The sequence below is a fragment of the Pseudomonas sp. P39-UII1 genome (assembly GCF_039672635.1).
Lineage (GTDB): Bacteria > Pseudomonadota > Gammaproteobacteria > Pseudomonadales > Pseudomonadaceae > Aquipseudomonas.
In genome coordinates this window covers 1-17,659 of the sequence record NZ_JBDFPP010000027.1, presented here as the reverse complement: position 1 = coordinate 17,659, position 17,659 = coordinate 1, and the positions used below count along the sequence as shown (strand labels likewise).

Here is a 17,659-nt window from a genome sequence, read left to right as displayed (position 1 = left end):
CCACACCGAGACGAAGGGTGATTAGCTCAGCCGGGAGAGCATCTGCCTTACAAGCAGAGGGTCGGCGGTTCGATCCCGTCATCACCCACCACTCGATGTATAGCGCAGCGGTAGTTCAGTCGGTTAGAATACCGGCCTGTCACGCCGGGGGTCGCGGGTTCGAGTCCCGTCCGCTGCGCCATATTCAACTTCCAGGGCCTACTGAACACCCGGAAGTAACAGAGAAAGCGACCTTAGGGTCGCTTTTTTTGTTTGTGCATTTTGGGTCTTGCCGGGCTGTGAAAAAAAACAGGCCAAGCACTTGCCAAGGTGTCGGTTCCTCCGTAGAATGCGCGCCTCACCGAGACGAAGGGTGATTAGCTCAGCCGGGAGAGCATCTGCCTTACAAGCAGAGGGTCGGCGGTTCGATCCCGTCATCACCCACCACTCGATGAAATAGCGCAGCGGTAGTTCAGTCGGTTAGAATACCGGCCTGTCACGCCGGGGGTCGCGGGTTCGAGTCCCGTCCGCTGCGCCATATTCAACTTCCAGGGCCCACTGAACACCCGGAAGTTACAAAAAAAGCGACCTTAGGGTCGCTTTTTTTGTTTCTACGCCCGCATCAGCGATTGCGCTCTTCCTGCCGCAACGTCAGCACCTCAACCCCATCTTCTGTCACTGCCACGGTATGCTCCCACTGCGCCGACAACGTGTGGTCGCGGGTAATCACTGTCCAGCCGTCCTTCAGCGTCCGCGTGCTTCGCCCACCTTGGTTGATCATCGGCTCGATGGTAAACACCATCCCGGGCTTGAGCTTCATGCCCATGCCGCGCTGGCCGAAATGCAGCACCTCGGGCCCTTCATGCATCTGCTGGCCGATACCATGCCCACAGTACTCGCGTACCACGCTGTAGCCGGCAGCCTCGGCGTGTAGCTGGATGGCATGGCCGATGTCGCCAAGCGTTGCCCCTGGGCGCACCTGTTCGATGCCTTTCCACAGCGCATCGTAGGTGGTCTCGACCAACTTGCGGGCATCGTCGCTCACCTCACCGACGCTGTACATCTTCGACGAGTCGGCGATGTAGCCGCCTTGTTCCAGGGTGATGTCGACGTTGATGATCGAACCTTCCTTCAGCACTTCATCCGCCTTGGGCATGCCGTGGCAGACCACATGGTCCACCGAGGTATTGAGCGCGTAGGGGAAGCCGTACTGGCCCTTGCTCGCCGGGCGTGCCTTGAGGGTGCTGACGATGAACGCCTCGGCGCGGTCGTTGATCTGCATCGTGGTCACGCCGGGGCGGATGAAACTGTCGAGGTCGGCGAACACCTGGGCCAGTAAACGGCCGGCGTTGCGCATCAGGTCGAGTTGAGCGGGGGTCTTGAGGATCACCTGGGACATAGTGGGGGCGAAGTAGCTCTGCGGCGGAAAGCTTTCAGCATAGCGCCATGAGCGTCATGGCTGCCACCTGATGGTGCGTTGGTCACCGTTTTGGGGCTGCTGCGCGGCCTGTTCCCGACACACCCTCGGCCCTGCAGCAACCACACAGCCCCTGTTGGAGCGGCTTGCTCCGCTCAGATTGCCAGCTGGCCCAACAATTGCTGACACACCTCTACCCAAGGCCGTCAACGTCGACCGCCTTCAACTTTTCACGACAAAGGCGCCGTGTTGCCCCCGCTTGCCAAGCAAGCCGGGGCAGCCGGCGCCTTTTGCGTTTGCTTCAGGAGACCCGCCCATGACCCGTACTGAAGTCCGCAGCGTCTGCCCGTATTGCGGCGTCGGCTGTGGCATCGTCATGAGCGTGGCCGACGGCAAGGTCAGCAAGGTCAGCGGCGACAAGCAGCACCCGAGCAACTTCGGCCGGCTGTGCACCAAGGGCCTTACCGCACACATTCCGCTGACCGCCGCCGGGCGTATGGAACGTGCATTTGTGCGCCAGCAACGCGACCACGAACCGGCACGCAGCAGCCTGGACCAGGCTATCGCCCAAGCCGCCGAGCGGCTGCGCGGCATCATCGACCAGCATGGCCCGGATGCCGTGGCACTGTATGTCTCCGGGCAGATGTCGCTGGAAGCCCAATACCTGGCCAACAAGCTGGCCAAAGGCTTTATTCGTACCCGCCATATCGAATCCAACTCGCGCCTGTGCATGGCCAGTGCTGGCAGCGGCTACAAACTGTCCCTCGGCGCCGACGGCCCGCCTGGCAGCTACCAGGACTTCGAGCGCGCGGACGTATTCCTGGTGATCGGTGCGAACATGGCCGACTGCCACCCGATCCTCTTCCTGCGCCTGCTGGACCGCGTCAAAGCCGGGGCAAAGTTGATCGTCGTCGACCCGCGCCGCACCGCCACCGCCGACAAGGCCGACCTGTTCCTGCAGGTGCGCCCCGGTAGCGACCTGGCCCTGCTCAACGGCCTGCTGCACCTGCTGCACCGCAACGGCCAGACCCACCCCGAATTCATCGCCCGCCACACCGAGGGCTGGGATGAGCTGCCCACGTTCCTCGACGACTACACGCCGGACCGCGTGGCGGCCATCACCGGGCTCTCGGAAGCCGACATCCGCCAAGCTGCCGAGCTGATCGGCACTGCCGGGCAGTGGATGAGCTGCTGGACCATGGGCTTGAACCAGAGCGTGCATGGCACCTGGCACAGCAACGCGCTGTGCAACCTGCACCTGGCCACCGGCGCCATCTGCCGGCCCGGCAGCGGGCCGTTTTCGCTCACAGGCCAGCCCAATGCCATGGGCGGGCGCGAAATGGGTTACATGGGGCCGGGCCTGCCCGGCCAGCGCTCGGCGTTGGTCGCAGGCGACCGCAGCTTCGTCGAGGCGCAGTGGGGCATGGCTCCCGGTAGCCTGCGCGCAGAAGGCGGCGAAGGCACAGTGGCGCTGTTCGAGCAGATGAAGGCGGGTGACGTGAAAGCCTGCTGGATCATCTGCAGCAACCCGGTGGCCAGCGTCGCGAATCGCCAGCAGGTGATCGACGGCCTGCGCCACGCTGAGCTGGTGATCACCCAGGACGCCTTCCTCGATACCGAAACCAACCGCTACGCCGACATCCTGCTGCCCGCCGCGCTGTGGGCCGAAGGCGAGGGCGTGATGATCAACAGCGAGCGCAACCTCACCTTGATGCCCCGTGCGGTGCAAGCGCCGGGTGAGAGCCTGCCGGACTGGCAGATCATCGCCAGGGTCGCCTGCGCCATGGGCTATGCCGAGGCGTTCGATTACTCCGACGCCGAAGCGGTGTACAACGAAATCCGCCGCTTCTACAACCCGGCCACCGGCTACGACCTGCGTGGTATCAGCTATCAGGCCCTGCGCGACAAGCCGCGCCAATGGCCCTGCGCCCCCGGCCGGGTGGATGACCGCAGCCCACTGCGTTATGTCGAAAACGGCGACCCCGCCAGCGTGGTGTTTCCAACCGCCAGCGGCAAGGCGCGTTTCTTCGCCCGGCCCTGGCTCCCCGCGCCAGAGCTGCCAGACGCCGACTACCCGCTGGTGCTCAACACCGGCCGGGTACAGCACCAATGGCACACCCTGACCAAGACCGGCAAGGTGCCGGCGCTGAACAAACTGGAGCCCGGCCCCTTTGTCGAAATCCACCCCGAGGATGCCGCCCGGCTGGGTATCCACGACAAGGACCAGGTGGCTATCCGTTCCCGCCGTGGCCAGGCCGTGCTGCCAGCGCGGGTCAGCGACCGGGTCATGCCCGGCAATTGTTTCGCGCCGTTCCACTGGAACGATGTGGTCGGCGAGCAGCTGGCAATCAACGCCGTCACCTGTGATGCGGTGGACCCGCTGTCGCTGCAACCCGCGTTCAAGCACTGCGCCGTAGCCCTGGAGCGGGTTGCTGGCGAACGCATCGAAGCCCTCGACCTGACTGGCGCCACGCCAATACCGGAGCCTGCCCGCATGCCCACCGCGACCCTTTCTCGTCTTCTCGGCCTGGATACCCTGCCAGCCCCCGTGCTGGCCGAAGAGGAGCGTCATTACCTGCAGGGTTTTCTGCTCGGCCTCGACCAGGCCCGTGCCGAGGGCGTGCCCAGCTTGCCGGCCAGTGCACCGCTGGCGGCGGCGCGACGCTTGTTCGTCGACGGTCTGCTGGCCGGGCTGTTCGCGCAACCGGCAGCGCCCGCCGAGGTACCGCGTCACCAAGTGCTGTGGGCCTCGCAGACCGGTAACGGCGAGGCACTGGCCCAACGCTGCGCTGCGCATTTGCGCAATGCCGGCCTGGAGGTACAGCTCAGTTGCATGGAGGCGGTGAGCCCGCGGCAGTTGCGCGGCGCCGCCAGTGTGGTGCTGATCGCCAGCACCTTCGGCGATGGCGATGCACCGGACAGCGCCACGGCGTTCTGGCAGGCGCTGCAAGGCGAAGAGGGCGTTCATTGCGCCGAAGTGCCCTATACCGTGCTGGCCCTGGGCGACTCCAGCTACGGTCAATTCTGCGGGTTTGGCCGCAAGCTCGACCAGCGCCTGGCCGAGCTGGGGGCGCGTTGCTTGCTGCCGCGGGTCGACTGCGAGCCCGACTTCGATGAGGCCTTCGCCACCTGGCTCGACGCGTTGTTGCCAGCGCTGGGCAGTGCCGCTGCGCCGTTGCCGGTGAGCGAAGCCGATGCGAGCTACAGCAAGCAGCAACCGTGGTCCGCCACCTTGCTGGAGAACCGCCTGCTCAATGGCCCGGGCGCCAGCAAGGAAACCCGCCAGTTGGTGTTCGACCTTGCCGGCAGTGGCTTCACCTATGCCGCCGGCGATGCGCTGGGTGTGTGGCCACGCAACTGCCCGGCGCTGGTCGAGGAACTGCTGGCTGTGATGCAGCTCGATGGTCAGGCCCAGGTGCAGCTCAAAGGCCAGCCGGTCATGCCCTTGGCCGAAGCGATGGAATCGCATCTGGAAATCGCCAAGGTCACCCCGCAGCAATTACAGCGGTTCAGCCAACAAGCCGCCGACCTGCAGCGCCTGTTGCGGCCCGAATGCAAAAGCGAATTGCAGGACTGGCTCTGGGGCCGGCAATTGATCGATGTTCTGCAGGCATTCCCCCAGGACCTGCCGCTGGCCACCTGGCTTGACCTGCTCAAGCCGTTGCAGCCGCGGCTCTATTCGATCAGTTCCAGCCCGTTGGCGCACCCTGATCAGGTGCACCTGACCGTTTCGACCGTGCGCTATGGCGAGCGCAAAGGTGTTTGCTCAAGTTTTCTCGCCGACCGCGGGCAGGCCGTCAAAGTGGCGATTTTCCCGCAGGTGTCGAAGCACTTTCGACTCCCCGAGGACGACACCGTGCCGGTGATCATGGTCGGCCCCGGCACAGGGGTAGCGCCGTTTCGCGCCTTCCTCGAAGAGCGCGAAGTGCGCGGTGCCAAAGGCGCCAACTGGTTGTTCTTTGGCGAGCAGTACGCCGCCACCGACTTTTATTACCAGGCGCAATTGCAGGCCTGGCAGGCCAGCGGCCACCTGCGCCTGGACACGGCGTTTTCCCGGGATCAGGCCGAGAAAATCTACGTGCAGCAACGCCTGCGCGAGCAGGGCGCGCAGGTGTGGCAGTGGCTGGAGGCGGGGGCGTACTTCTACGTCTGCGGTGATGCCCAGCACATGGCCAGGGATGTGGATGCGGCGCTGCGTGAAATCATTGCCGAGCATGGCCGGGTGGATGCGGATGCCTACATGGACAGCTTGAGCAAGGCCGGGCGGTACCGTCGTGATGTGTACTGAAGTGCTCCAGGATGGGGAGCGTTGCACCGTGAATGTGCATTGACTGGGTGGGCCCTGTCGCCCACAAGCCCGCTCCAACCGTGCAGGGGCGGGCTGGCCCGCGAGGGGCCAGCCCAGCCAACACAACTGGCACATTCCCTGCTTTATCTACAGCACAACAAGCCCCACTGATCAACGGCGATCAACCCAGGGGCACTCCGTGATGAATACAGGCAAAGGCGCCTGGAGCTTCGGCTCCAGGCGCTTTTTTTTTGATCGAGGATCGGCTTATGAAGGCAACAGCGAGCAGCGGGCAACGGGAGCGACTGGTCATCGTCGGCAACGGCATGGTCGGCCACCATTGCGTCGAGCAATTGGTAGAACGCGGCGCGCTGGCGCGCTTCGAGCTGCATGTGTTCGGCGAGGAGCGCCAACGTGCCTACGACCGCGTGCACCTGTCGGAGTACTTCGGCGGCAGCTGTGCCGAAACCCTGGCCCTGTGTGGGCAAGGTTTCTATGGCGATAACGGCGTGCACCTGCACCTGGGTGAAGCCGTGCTGGAGATTGACCGCGAGCGCCGCGAAGTGGTCACCGCAGAGGGGCGCTACGGCTACGACCAGTTGGTCCTGGCCACCGGTTCGTATCCCTTCGTGCCGCCGATCGAAGGCTCCAGCGGCAATGCCCGGCTGGTCTACCGCACCCTCGACGATCTCGATGCAATTCGCAGCGCTGCCGCCGATGCGACCCGGGGTGTAGTGGTCGGCGGCGGCCTGCTGGGCCTCGAAGCTGCCAACGCGCTCAAGTCGCTGGGCCTCGAAGCGCACGTGGTGGAATTCGCCCCGCGGCTGATGCCGGTGCAGCTGGACGGCGAGGGTGGCGCAGCGCTCAAGGCCCAGATCGAAGCCCTGGGTGTCGGCGTGCACCTGTCGCGTGCCACCCAGTCGATCAGCGCCGGCGAGGCCTACCGCTATCGCATGAACTTCGATGGCGGCGAGCACCTGGAAACCGACCTGATCGTTTTTTCCGCCGGCATCCGCCCACAGGATGCCCTCGGCCGTGCCTGCGGGCTGGAAATTGCCGCGCGCGGGGGTGTGGTGATCGACAACCACTGCCGCACCAGCGACCCGCGCATCTTCGCCATCGGTGAGTGTGCGTCGTGGAACGGCAGTGTGTTCGGCCTCGTCGCGCCGGGCTACAGCATGGCGCGCAACCTGGCAGCGCTGCTGCTGGGCGAGGCGGCTGGCGAATTCACCGGCGCCGACATGTCGACCAAGCTCAAGCTGCTGGGCGTCGATGTCGGCTCCATCGGCGATGCCCACGGCACCACACCGGGCGCACGCAGCTACCGCTTCATCGACGAGGCCAACGCGTCCTATCGCCGATTGGTGGTGGATGCCAGCGGCAAGCACGTGCTCGGCGCAGTGCTGGTGGGCGACAACAGTTACTACGACACCCTGCTGCAATACGCCCAGAACGGCATCGCCCTGCCGGCCGACCCTGCGGCGCTGATCTTGCCGCAAAGCGGCGGTGCGCCAGCCCTGGGCGCTGATGCGCTGCCCGACAGCGCGACCATCTGCTCGTGCCACAACGTCAGCAAGGGCGCGGTATGCGCGGCAATCGACAGCGGTTGCGGCGACCTTGCGGCAGTCAAGGGCTGCACCAAGGCGGCCACTGGCTGCGGCGGCTGCGCGGCGTTGCTCAAGCAGGTCTTCGAGCATGAACTGACTGCCCGTGGTGTGACCGTGGACAAAAGCCTGTGCGAGCACTTCGCCTACACCCGCCAGGAGCTCTACGGGCTGGTGCGCGTCGGCGGCATCCGCAGCTTCAGTGACCTGCTCGCACGCCATGGCAAGGGCCACGTCGGTTGCGACATCTGCAAGCCGGCGGTGGGCAACATTCTCGCTTCGTGCTGGAACCAGCCGATCATGGACCCGGCGCTGGTGCCGCTGCAGGACACCAACGACACCTTCATGGCCAACATGCAGAAAAACGGCACCTACTCGGTCGTGCCGCGCATACCAGGTGGCGAAATCACCCCCGACAAGCTCATCGTGATCGGCCAGGTGGCTAAAAAATACGACCTCTACACCAAGATCACCGGCGGCCAGCGCATCGACCTGTTCGGCGCCCAGCTTCACGAACTGCCGTTGATCTGGGGCGAATTGATCGAAGCTGGCTTCGAGACTGGCCACGCCTACGGCAAGTCGACCCGCACGGTGAAATCCTGTGTGGGCAGCACCTGGTGCCGCTACGGCGTGCAGGACAGCGTGGCCATGGCGCTGCGCCTGGAGGACCGCTACAAGGGCCTGCGTAGCCCGCACAAGCTCAAGTTCGCGGTCTCTGGCTGCACCCGCGAGTGCGCCGAGGCGCAGAGCAAGGACATCGGCGTGATCGCCACCGAGAAGGGCTGGAACCTGTACGTGTGCGGCAACGGCGGCATGCGCCCACGGCATGCCGAGCTGTTCGCCACGGACCTGGATGACGAAACCCTGGTGCGCCTGATCGACCGGGTGCTGATGTTCTACATCCGCACCGCCGACAAGCTGCAGCGTACGTCGGTGTGGCGTGAAGGCCTGGAGGGCGGCCTGGACTACCTCAAACAAGTGGTCCTGGACGACAGCCTGGGCCTGGCTGCCGAGCTGGAAGCGCAGATGCAGCATGTGGTCGACCACTATGAATGCGAGTGGGCCAACGCCCTCAACGACCCGGAAAAGCTCAAGCGCTTCCGCACGTTCGTCAACGACCGGCGCGCCGACCCGGACGTGCACTTTGTTCGCGAGCGCGACCAGCGCCGCCCGGTAGCACCGCTGCACCTGATCCCAACCATTGAGGAGGCTGTCTGATGAACCTGTCCAACGCTGCTGTGGCAAAGCAACGCAACTGGCAAGCGGTGTGCCGGGCCGATGACCTGGTCGCCGACTCCGGCGTGGTGGTGTGGCTCGAGGGTGAACAGGTGGCACTGTTCTACCTGCCCGGTCATGAACAACCCCTGTACGCGGTGGGCAACCGCGACCCACGCTCCGGGGCCAACATCATCGGCCGTGGGTTGGTGGGTAGCCTGCAGGGGGAATTGGTGGTGGCGGCGCCGCTTTACAAGCAGCACTTCAGCCTGCACAGCGGCGAGTGCCTGGAAGATGCCGGCCAGCGGCTGCGGGTGTGGCCGGTGCGCTTGAACGGCGGGGCTGTGGAAGTGGCGGTGGCCTGAACCATCGCTGCTGCCCTCATCGCGGGCTTGCCGGCGATGAGGGCGGTATGGGCCGCTTAGATAACCAACCCTTGCGGTGTACGCCCGGCAAACACATCCACCAGGCTTGCCACCACCATCTCGCCCATGCGCGTCCGGGTCTGCACCGTGGCGCTGGCACGATGCGGCTGCAGCAGCACATCTTCGCGTTCGAACAGCACTTGCGGCACGCGTGGTTCATCGGCAAACACATCCAGCGCCGCACCGGCAATCTCACCCGCCTGCAGCGCCGCGATCAACGCAGGTTCATCCACCAGCTTGCCGCGCGCGATGTTGATCAGATAGCCCTCAGGCCCCAGCGCCTGCAGCACTTCCCGGTTGACCAACGCTTCGCCCTTGTCCGCCGCCGCTGCCAGGATCAGCGCATCGCTGTCGCTGGCCAGTTGCGCCAGGTTCTGCTCGAACCCGTACGGCACATCCTGCGCCTGCAAGTCGGTGTAGCGGATCGGGCAGCCAAACGCCGCCGCCCGCTGGGCCACGGCGCGGCCGACCCGGCCCATGCCGACGATGCCGATGCGCATGCCGGACACCTGCCGCGCCAGTGGCAAAGGCGCCAGGGGGGTGGCGCTGGTCGCCCAATGGCCGGCGCGCACGAAGCGGTCGCCTGTGGCGATGCCGCGGCACACGCCGATCAGCAGGCCGATCGCCAGGTCGGCGACATCCTCGGTCAGCGCGCCGAGGGTGGCGGTTACCTGAATCCCTCGGTCGCGGGCATAGGCCAGGTCTACCGCATCGGTGCCCACGCCGTTTACCGCCACCACTTCAAGCTTGGGCAGGCGCGCCATGAGCGCCTGGCTGATACCGGTATGGCCGCCGGTGATCACGCCACGGATGTTGCCGCCATGCAGGCTGACATAAGCGTCCTTGTCGGCCTGCTCGTAATAGCGGTGCACGGTGAACAGTTGCTCCAGGCGCTCGCGGATGGCCGGGATAAGGATCGGGCTCAGTTGCAGGACTTCAGGTTTCATCAGTCACTCCATTCAATGCAGGGGTCAGCCACGGCCGACAAAGGGCATGTTGCTGGCCATCACGGTCATGTTCAGCACGTTGGCCTCCAGTGGTAGCGCGGCGATGTAGCGCACCGCGTCGGCCACATGGCGCACGTCGAGCATCGGTTCAGCGGCGATCTCGCCGTTGGCCTGGCGCACGCCGCGGGTCATGCGCTCGGACAGCTCGGTCAGGGCGTTGCCGATGTCCACCTGGCTGCACACGATGTTGTAGGGGCGGCCGTCCAGTGCCAGGGCCTTGGTCAGGCCCAGCACCGCGTGCTTGCTGGCGGTGTAGGGCGCGGTGAACGGGCGCGGGGTATGCGCCGAGATGGAACCGTTGTTGATGATCCGCCCGCCCTGTGGCTGCTGGCGGCGCATCAGGCCAAACGCGGCTCGGGCGCAGAGGAACACGCCGTCGACATTGGTGGCGATGACGTTGCGCCAGTTTTCCAGGGGCAGTTCATCGACCGGCACGGCCGGCGCGTTGACCCCGGCGTTGTTGAAGATCACATCCAGGCGCCCATGCACCTCCTCGAGGGTGGCGAACAAATGCGCGACGCTTTGTTCATCACGCACGTCGGTGGGCACCGCCAGGGCTTCGCCGCCAGCTGCCTGCGCTTGCTCGACCAGCGCCTGTAATGGCTCGGCACGGCGGCCAGCCAGCACCAGGCTGTAGCCATCTTCCAGCAGGGCGAGGGCGACCGCGCGGCCGATGCCGCTGCCAGCCCCGGTGACCAGGGCAACTTTCTTGTTTTGGCTCATCTACGTCTCCTGTGTTTCAGGCAGCGTCTGCGGTTTGGCTGGTGGGGCGTGCGCCGACGCGCATGTGCAGCTCACCGATGCCATCTATGCCGGCGTGGATCAGGTCGCCCGGGTTCAGCGGCGCCACGCCGGGCGGGCTGCCGGTCATGATCAGGTCGCCCGGGCGCAGCGGCAGTTGGCGGGACAAGCGGCTGATCACCTCGGCCAGTGCCCAGGTCTGTTGGCTCAGGTGTGCGCGCTGGCGCTCCTGGCCGTTGACGGCCAGCCACAGCGAGGCGTCCAGTGGCCATGGCAGCTGGCTGGCGGGGGTGATCGCGGTCATCGGGGCCGAGGCCTCGAACACCTTGGCGCCCTCCCACGGCAGGCCTTCGTGCTTGGCTTGCCGTTGGCGGTCGCGAAGGGTCATGTCCAGGCCCGCGGCAAAGCCGAACACATGCTCGCGCGCTTGCTCCGGGCTGATGTTGGCGCCGCCCTTGTCGATGGCCACCACCAGTTCGATTTCATGGCAGAACTCCTCGGTCAGCGGCGGAAAGGGCAGTTCGCCCAGTCCCTCGACCACGTTGCTCGCGGGCTTCATGAAGAACACCGGCTCGCGTGGGGCGGGGCCTGCCGTCTCGGGCCAGGGGTAGTTGCGGCCCAGGCAGAACACCCGGCCGACCGGGAAGCGCGCAGCGCTGCCGAGTACAGGCAGGCTGACCACGGCGGGCGGGTTGAACAGGTAGGTCATGGGTGGATCCTCCGTTGGGGAGTGGCCAGCGTAGCCAGTGCCAGGCGGGCAAAGTTGGACGAAAGCGGGGTTGGCTTGGACAAATCCCGGCTCATGCCGCGGTCTTCAGTTCGATGCGGTACAGCTTGCCGAGCAGCAGCGAGTACGACAGGGTGCCCATCAGCGCCACCGCGCCGATAAACCAGAACGCCAGGGCGAACGAGCCGCTCATGTGCACGATGGCGCCAATCACGATCGGCGTGACAATGCCGCCGATATTGGCCGCCAGGCTGGTGATGCCGCCGGTCAGGCCAATCAGCTCCTTGGGCGCGACTTCCGACACCGCAGCCCACGACGACGAAGCGATGCCCTGGGCGAAGAACGCCAGGGTGAGCACGGCAATGCACAGCACGTTGGAGTCGGTGAAGTTCACCAGCACGATCGACATGCCCAGCATCGAACCCACCACCAGCGGCAGCTTGCGCGCGAACGACAGCGAATAGCCGCGGCGAATCAGCAGGTCGGAGACGATCCCCGCCAGGAGGATGCCGACGGTGGCGCCAATGAACGGCATCACCGCGAAGATGCCGACCTTGATCAAGGTCAGTTGGCGCTCTTCGATCAGGTAGGTGGGGAACCAGGTCAGGAAGAAATACAGCGCCGAGGTGCTGGCGAACTTGCCCAGGCAGATCGCCCAGACTTGCCGATAGCGGAAAAGCTCGGCCACTTGCCGCCAGTCGAAACGGGTGCGCTGCTGGCTGCTCTTCACCAGCCCGCCGCCGTTTTCGATGTAGGCCAGTTCTTCCTTGCTGACCTTCTTGCAATTGAGCGGGTCGCGGTACAGGAACAGCCACACCACGCCGAACAGGATGCCGACCAGGCCCGTGCTGTAGAACACATGGCGCCAGTCGTAGGTGGTGGCCAGCCACAGCAGGGCACCGGTGAACAGTGCGGTACCCAGGTACTGGCCGCACACGTAGATGCTGCTGGCCACGCCGCGTTCACGGGCCGGGAACCATACGGTGACCGCGCGGCTGTTGGCGGGGAACGCCGGCGCCTCCATGGCGCCGACCGCCAGGCGCAAGCCGAACAGCGAGGCAAAGCCGGTGGCCAGGCCCTGGGCCACCGTCACCGCCGACCAGCTGATCAGGGACACGCCGTAGGTCAGGCGCGAGCCAAAACGGTCGGCGATGAACCCGGCGGGCACCAGCGCCAAGGCGTAGGTCCAGGCGAAGGCTGAGAAGATCAGGCCCATCTCGACCTTGTCCAGGCCCAGGTCCTTGGCCATGAACGGGGCGGCGATGGAGATGTTGACCCGGTCGACGTAGTTGATGATGGTTGCCACCAGCAGCAGCGAGAGCATGAACCAGCGGCGGCGGGTGGGCAGGCGTTGTGATGCGGCCGCGTCCCGCGCGAACGACGGCGCGGCGGTGCGGGAGGTAGGCGTGCTCGACATGAGTCGACCTCGTTTGTTGTTGTTGGTAGAGGTTGGGCTGCAGTCCCGCCCCTAAGGTGGTCGTACAACGAGTCGAATGCAACGGTGGTTTTAGACCGTTTTTTTCACTCAGGCCGTGGGCTGGCTGCGCTGTCCAAAAAAATCGAGCGAGCGGGTTTTACCTGTGTTTTTTGCTGAGTGCCGCGTTCTACAAGGGCTGCGTGCATTTGCGGTTGCGTTGGTTTTTGCAGAAGGGGTTAAATTAAGGTGTTTCGACGTCGTACAACTTATTGCCCGTACACCGGAGATTGCCCATGCCCCCCAAGCGCGAGGTGCCGACCTACCTCATGCAGCAGCGCAGCGAGCTGATGGATTTCTACATCCGCGACCAGCGTGGCCGCCCCGCAGAGACCGCGCCGCACCGCCACGAGTACTTCCAGATCCAGGTCAACTTTGGCGGTGACACGGTGCAGCACATCGGCAACGTGCAGCGGCCGTTCCGGCGCAACACCCTGGCGTTTATCCTGCCGCATCGGGTGCATGTGATTCCCCACCCCGCCGACAGCGATTTTGTGGTGATCAACTTTTCCCAGACGTTCCTGCTGCCGCATCTGGCCTGCGACCCGATGGACCTGGAAGAGGTGTCGATTCTGCAAGCCCCCGAACTGTCGCCGTTCCGCTTCCAGGAGCACCTGGACTTCTGCCTTGCCGAGGCCGACTTTGCCGAGGTTGGGCGCATCCTGGCGCAGATGCGCGAGCTCGATGCCAACCGCCGCTTCGGCAGCCGCGAAGTCCTCAAGGGCCTGTTGCTGCAACTGATCGGCCAGGTCTGCGGCCTGTACGCCGAGCCCTTGCGTGAGCTGGCCGATAGCAACGCGGCGCAGCTCAGCCGCCGCGCCGCGCTCGGGCGCATGAGCGAGTACTTGCGCCGGCATATCGACGACCCCGACCTCAACCTGCACAAGGTGGCGGCAGCCACTTACCTGTCACCCAGCTACCTCACCCACTGGCTGCGCAAGGAAATCGGCAAGACCTTCAGTGAGCTGGTGCTGGAGCGGCGCATGCACGCGGCGCGCAACTACCTGCTTAACGGCAACCGGCCGGTGGGGGAGGTGGCGCGGTTGTGCGGCTTCGCCGACGAAGCCTATTTCTCGCGGCGCTTCCGTCAGATTCACGGCCTGCCGCCGGGGCAGTTCCGTCGCCAGCAGCGCGACCCGGATACGCCGCAGGTGGCGATGCGTTAAGCTTGCCGGCATGAACCTCGACACCCGTATCAAGTACCGCCACCTGCTGTGTTTCCTGGAGATTGCCCGGCAGGGCAGCCTGGCCAGGGCCGCCGACGTTCTGGCGATCAGCCAGCCGGCGATTTCCAAGACCCTCAAGGAGCTCGAAGACCTGCTCGAGACGCGCCTGTTCGAGCGCAGCCGGCAGGGCGTCGAGCTGACCCCCGCCGGCACGCGCTTCATGCGTTATGCCGGGCCCAGTGTGCAGGCGTTGCGCGATGGCGTAAGCAGCCTGCGCGGTGAAGCGCGGGCGCCTTCGCAGGTGCGCATTGGTGTGCTGTCGACCGTCGAAGGCCTGTTGATGCCTGAAGTGCTGTGCCGCCTGCATCAACGTCACGAGGCGCTGCTGATCAGCGTGGTGACCGGGGTCAGTGCTCAGCTGCTCGGGCAGTTGCGTTTGGGCGAGCTGGAACTGGTGGTCGGGCGCATGACCGACAGCCCACAGATTCAGGGCTTGTCGTTCGAGCACCTGTACAGCGAATCGATGGCCCTGGTGGTCCGCCCCGGGCACCCGTTGCTGGCCAGCACACCGGTAGAGCGCGCACGCGTGGGGCGTTATCCCCTGGTGTTGCCGCCTCCCGGCACCACCATTCGCCAGCACGCCGACAGCCTGTTCGTGCAGTGCGGCATCCAGCTTCCCGCACAACGCCTGGAAACCCTTTCACTGGCCTTGAGCCGCCGTTACCTGCTGGGCAGCGATGCATTGTGGGTAGCGCCGCGCGACGCGGTGCTGCTCGACCTGCGCCGCGGCGAGCTGGCAGAACTGGACCTCGGGGTGAGCGAGCCGGGTGGCTCGGTGGGTATTTGCCGTAATGCCGCAGCGCCGCAGAGCCTGCCGGGGCAGTGGGTGTGCGAGGTGCTGCGGGAAGTGGCAGGGCAGTACAGGGAAGGCTCATACCCTTGATGGCGCTGCTTCATACTCTTCAGACATAAATCGCCATAATTTTCGGGCAAAAGCGCAATCATGGGTCAATACTGGCCAATGGCTGTAGCCCGTGGATGAATAACCTTTTAAGTACTGAACTTCCTTACCAGAACCCGCTCTTATGCCGGTAGCCATTGGTAATGGCCGCCTGATAAGCTCGCGGCTTTACCCTGATTGCCCACATGGCGCATGAACAAGGAAATAGCATGAAACAGCATCGTTTGGCGGCTGCGGTTGCCCTGGTAGGCCTGGTACTGGCTGGCTGTGATCAACAAGCCAGCAGCCCCGAGCTGAAAACTCCGGCACAGAAAGCCTCCTACGGTATCGGCCTGAACATGGGCAAGAGCCTGGCTCAGGAAGGCATGGAAGACCTTGATTCCAAAGCCGTCGCACTCGGCATCGAAGACGCCGTGAGCAAGAAAGAACAGCGCATCAAGGACGAAGAGCTGGTAGAGGCCTTCACCTCCCTGCAAAAGCGTGCCGAAGAGCGCCTGGCCAAGGCCAGCGAAGAAGCCGCCTCTGCCGGCAAGAAATTCCTCGAAGAGAACGCCAAGAAGCCTGGCGTCGTTACCACCGCTTCGGGCCTGCAGTACGAAGTGATCAAGAAGGCTGATGGTCCTCAGCCCAAGCCTACCGACGTGGTCACTGTCCACTACGAAGGCAAGCTGACCGATGGCAAGGTGTTCGACAGCTCGGTAGAGCGTGGCAGCCCGATCGACCTGCCGGTCAGCGGCGTCATCCCGGGTTGGGTCGAAGGCCTGCAACTGATGCACGTCGGCGAGAAGTACAAGCTGTTCATCCCGGCTGAACTGGCTTACGGCGCGCAGAGCCCAAGCCCGCTGATCCCGGCCAACTCGGTGCTGGTCTTCGACCTGGAGCTGATCGCCATCAAGGATCCAGCCCAGCTGCAAGGTGAAGCGCCGGAAGGCGAAGCCCCAGCTGAAGCACCTGCCAAGTAATACTGGCCGGTAACAGCACAACGCCCCGTCTCGACGGGGCGTTGTCATTTCTGCGCCCGGCACCGGGCCGAACCTCGTGGGCCTGAAAGTGTCCGAGAGAATGCAGCGTGGAGAAGCAGGAGGCTTCTGACGCAAATCGTTTGCGCCATTGAAACGACTGTGTAAAAAACGCCCGATCTGACCGGGGCCCTTGCCTTGTGGGCACCTGCCGTCAGAAACTTCGCCCTGTTCACAAGGTTATCCACAATAAATGTGGATAACCTGTCCCCGTTGGAGGCTTCATGAGCGCACCCTGGAATTTCGCCCGCTTCCTGCCCTTGGCCGAGCGCCTGCTCAGCCGCGGCCGGTTGCCGGCCCTGTTGTTTGCAGTGGCCCGCAAAGGCCCGCGCCTCGGCCAGTTGCGCGGTGACATCAAGCTGCTGCAGTCGCTGTGCCTGGCCTGGTGGCGCGGCGAGTACCGTGCAATCAGCCCTAAGGCCCTGGTGACCATCGTCGCTGGCCTGTTGTACTTCGTCAGCCCCATCGATGCCATTCCGGACTGGCTGCTGGGAGTGGGCTTCCTGGATGACATTGCCGTGCTCGGCTGGGTGCTGAAGACCGTGGCCGATGAGCTGGCGCGCTTCAAGGCCTGGCGTGACAGCCAGGCGCCAGAGCGCCTGCGCGTGGTCGAGCGGCTGCCCGACACCCCTGAAGCGCTGCGCCTGGAGCGCAAATCGCACTGAAGGCGAGCAGATCCCCACAGACTCCCGCGCTTGGTAATATAATTGGCATAAGGATTATGCCTACGGATTACATGCCGTAATCCTACGTTAGGGGGTTGTTATGGGTATTCAGGTCATTAGCCGGGACGGTCAGCCCGAGTACGCCGTTGTTCCCTGGGAGCAGTACCAGGCGTTGCTCAAGGCGGCCGGGCAGGTGCCTGCGCAAGCAGTTGCCGAAGTCGATGAACAGCGCGCGACACGCGTTGATCTGCCCGCTTTCAGTGAGGTGGCGCAATTGCGCCAGGCCAAGGGCATCGCGCCTGAAGCACTGGCGCGCAATGTGGGTGTCAGCCCTGCGTACTTGGCCATGATCGAATCGGGCGAACGCGAGCCAGGGGACGTCATCCGCCGTGCCCTTGCCTGGCACTTGGGCGTGGCAGGCTGGAGCGAGCCGTCATGAGCCAGGTCAGGATCAGCCGACAGCATTGGCAGAGCCTGCTGGATGAGCTTGACCTGGCCCGCCGTCAACGCCACTTGCTGACTTATCGTGCGCTGATCGAGCGCCTTCAATTGCCCACGCCGGCCATGCAGACGCTGACGGCCGCGCTGGAGTATTTAGCCGTGCTGGACGCACGCGCCGAACAGCCGCTACGCAGCTCGCTGGTCATCAGCCAGGGCGCCAGCCGCTTGCCGCGTACCGGCTTCTTCGAGTGCGTGGAGCGCCTGGGGCGCTTCTCCGGGCCGGTGGATGGCATGGAAGCGGCTTCGTGGCATGCGTCGGAAGTGGTGCGGGTGTTTGAGTACCCTTATCCTGAGATTGCCTGATCAGGTCAGTGCTGCCAGGTGTAGGTCGATGGCTTTTTGGCGTTCATGAGATCGAGCGCCGCCCGCGCGGCGCATCGCGGCTAAAGCCGCTCCTTGTATCTCGACTTTCGCCTCCCAAGAGGCGAAAGTTCTCGACTGATCATCGAGGGAAGGTCTTGAAGCGGAGC

At 64.7% G+C, this 17,659-nt stretch carries 14 protein-coding genes and 4 tRNA genes; 13 read left to right on the top strand and 5 right to left on the bottom strand.

Features of this window, described 5'->3' with window-relative positions; translation table 11 throughout:
• Positions 1-15: 15 nt before the first annotated feature.
• The 4 genes from ABEH27_RS22860 to ABEH27_RS22845 all read left to right on the top strand — a co-directional run bounded on the left by ABEH27_RS22860 (position 16) and on the right by ABEH27_RS22845 (position 517).
• Positions 16-91, top strand: a tRNA-Val gene (locus ABEH27_RS22860).
• A 13-nt stretch (positions 92-104) separates the two neighbouring features.
• A tRNA-Asp gene (locus ABEH27_RS22855) sits at positions 105-181 on the top strand.
• Between the two features lie 169 nt (positions 182-350).
• Positions 351-426: transfer RNA gene (locus tag ABEH27_RS22850), tRNA-Val, on the top strand.
• Positions 427-440: 14 nt separating this feature from the next.
• A tRNA-Asp gene (locus tag ABEH27_RS22845) sits at positions 441-517 on the top strand.
• 84 nt (positions 518-601) lie between these two features.
• On the opposite strand, the gene map is transcribed toward ABEH27_RS22845, so the two are convergent.
• Positions 602-1,378 (bottom strand): type I methionyl aminopeptidase, encoded by a 777-nt coding sequence (gene map, locus ABEH27_RS22840; protein ID WP_346615744.1) that lies wholly within the window; start codon positions 1,376-1,378, stop codon positions 602-604.
• 334 nt (positions 1,379-1,712) lie between these two features.
• Here map and ABEH27_RS22835 point away from each other — a divergent pair, with 334 nt between their 5' ends.
• The 3 genes from ABEH27_RS22835 to nirD all read left to right on the top strand — a co-directional run bounded on the left by ABEH27_RS22835 (position 1,713) and on the right by nirD (position 8,868).
• Positions 1,713-5,684: a bifunctional nitrate reductase/sulfite reductase flavoprotein subunit alpha gene (locus tag ABEH27_RS22835; RefSeq protein ID WP_346615743.1), complete on the top strand. Its 3,972-nt coding sequence runs from the start codon at positions 1,713-1,715 to the stop codon at positions 5,682-5,684.
• A gap of 269 nt (positions 5,685-5,953) precedes the next feature.
• Positions 5,954-8,506: a nitrite reductase large subunit NirB gene (nirB, locus tag ABEH27_RS22830; protein ID WP_346615742.1), complete on the top strand. Its 2,553-nt coding sequence runs from the start codon at positions 5,954-5,956 to the stop codon at positions 8,504-8,506.
• The gene (nirD, locus tag ABEH27_RS22825; protein ID WP_346615741.1) at positions 8,506-8,868 is read left to right on the top strand and encodes a nitrite reductase small subunit NirD; all 363 of its coding nucleotides are present in this window, start codon (positions 8,506-8,508) and stop codon (positions 8,866-8,868) included. The genes nirB and nirD overlap by 1 nt, the downstream gene beginning before the upstream one ends.
• 56 nt (positions 8,869-8,924) lie before the next feature.
• Here nirD and ABEH27_RS22820 read toward each other — a convergent pair whose 3' ends face one another.
• The 4 genes from ABEH27_RS22820 to ABEH27_RS22805 form a co-directional block, all read right to left on the bottom strand.
• Complete coding sequence (locus tag ABEH27_RS22820) at positions 8,925-9,875, bottom strand: 2-hydroxyacid dehydrogenase (RefSeq protein WP_346615740.1); 951 nt, start codon at positions 9,873-9,875, stop codon at positions 8,925-8,927.
• 24 nt (positions 9,876-9,899) lie between these two features.
• Entirely contained in the window at positions 9,900-10,658 is a 759-nt protein-coding gene (locus tag ABEH27_RS22815; RefSeq protein ID WP_346615739.1) for an SDR family oxidoreductase, read from the bottom strand.
• A 16-nt stretch (positions 10,659-10,674) separates the two neighbouring features.
• Positions 10,675-11,385 carry a fumarylacetoacetate hydrolase family protein gene (locus ABEH27_RS22810; RefSeq protein ID WP_346615738.1) on the bottom strand — a complete coding sequence of 237 codons (711 nt, stop codon included), beginning with the start codon at positions 11,383-11,385 and terminating at the stop codon, positions 10,675-10,677.
• 91 nt (positions 11,386-11,476) lie between these two features.
• Positions 11,477-12,820: an MFS transporter gene (locus ABEH27_RS22805; RefSeq protein ID WP_346615737.1), complete on the bottom strand. Its 1,344-nt coding sequence runs from the start codon at positions 12,818-12,820 to the stop codon at positions 11,477-11,479.
• A 293-nt stretch (positions 12,821-13,113) separates the two neighbouring features.
• On the opposite strand from ABEH27_RS22805, the gene ABEH27_RS22800 reads away from it, so the two are divergent.
• From ABEH27_RS22800 to ABEH27_RS22775, 6 genes are all read left to right on the top strand, one after another.
• Positions 13,114-14,043, top strand: coding sequence for a helix-turn-helix transcriptional regulator (locus tag ABEH27_RS22800; RefSeq protein WP_346615736.1), 930 nt, complete (start codon positions 13,114-13,116; stop codon positions 14,041-14,043).
• Positions 14,044-14,053: 10 nt separating this feature from the next.
• The gene (gene pcaQ / locus ABEH27_RS22795; protein ID WP_346615735.1) at positions 14,054-14,986 is read left to right on the top strand and encodes a pca operon transcription factor PcaQ; all 933 of its coding nucleotides are present in this window, start codon (positions 14,054-14,056) and stop codon (positions 14,984-14,986) included.
• Positions 14,987-15,213: 227 nt separating this feature from the next.
• Positions 15,214-15,966 carry an FKBP-type peptidyl-prolyl cis-trans isomerase gene (locus ABEH27_RS22790; RefSeq protein WP_346615734.1) on the top strand — a complete coding sequence of 251 codons (753 nt, stop codon included), beginning with the start codon at positions 15,214-15,216 and terminating at the stop codon, positions 15,964-15,966.
• Positions 15,967-16,247: 281 nt separating this feature from the next.
• On the top strand, positions 16,248-16,688 hold the full coding sequence (locus ABEH27_RS22785; RefSeq protein ID WP_346615733.1) for a YkvA family protein: 441 nt from the start codon (positions 16,248-16,250) through the stop codon (positions 16,686-16,688).
• Between the two features lie 100 nt (positions 16,689-16,788).
• On the top strand, positions 16,789-17,127 hold the full coding sequence (locus ABEH27_RS22780; RefSeq protein ID WP_346615732.1) for a helix-turn-helix transcriptional regulator: 339 nt from the start codon (positions 16,789-16,791) through the stop codon (positions 17,125-17,127).
• On the top strand, positions 17,124-17,492 hold the full coding sequence (locus ABEH27_RS22775) for a hypothetical protein (RefSeq protein WP_346615731.1): 369 nt from the start codon (positions 17,124-17,126) through the stop codon (positions 17,490-17,492). The genes ABEH27_RS22780 and ABEH27_RS22775 overlap by 4 nt, the downstream gene beginning before the upstream one ends.
• Positions 17,493-17,659: the final 167 nt, after the last annotated feature.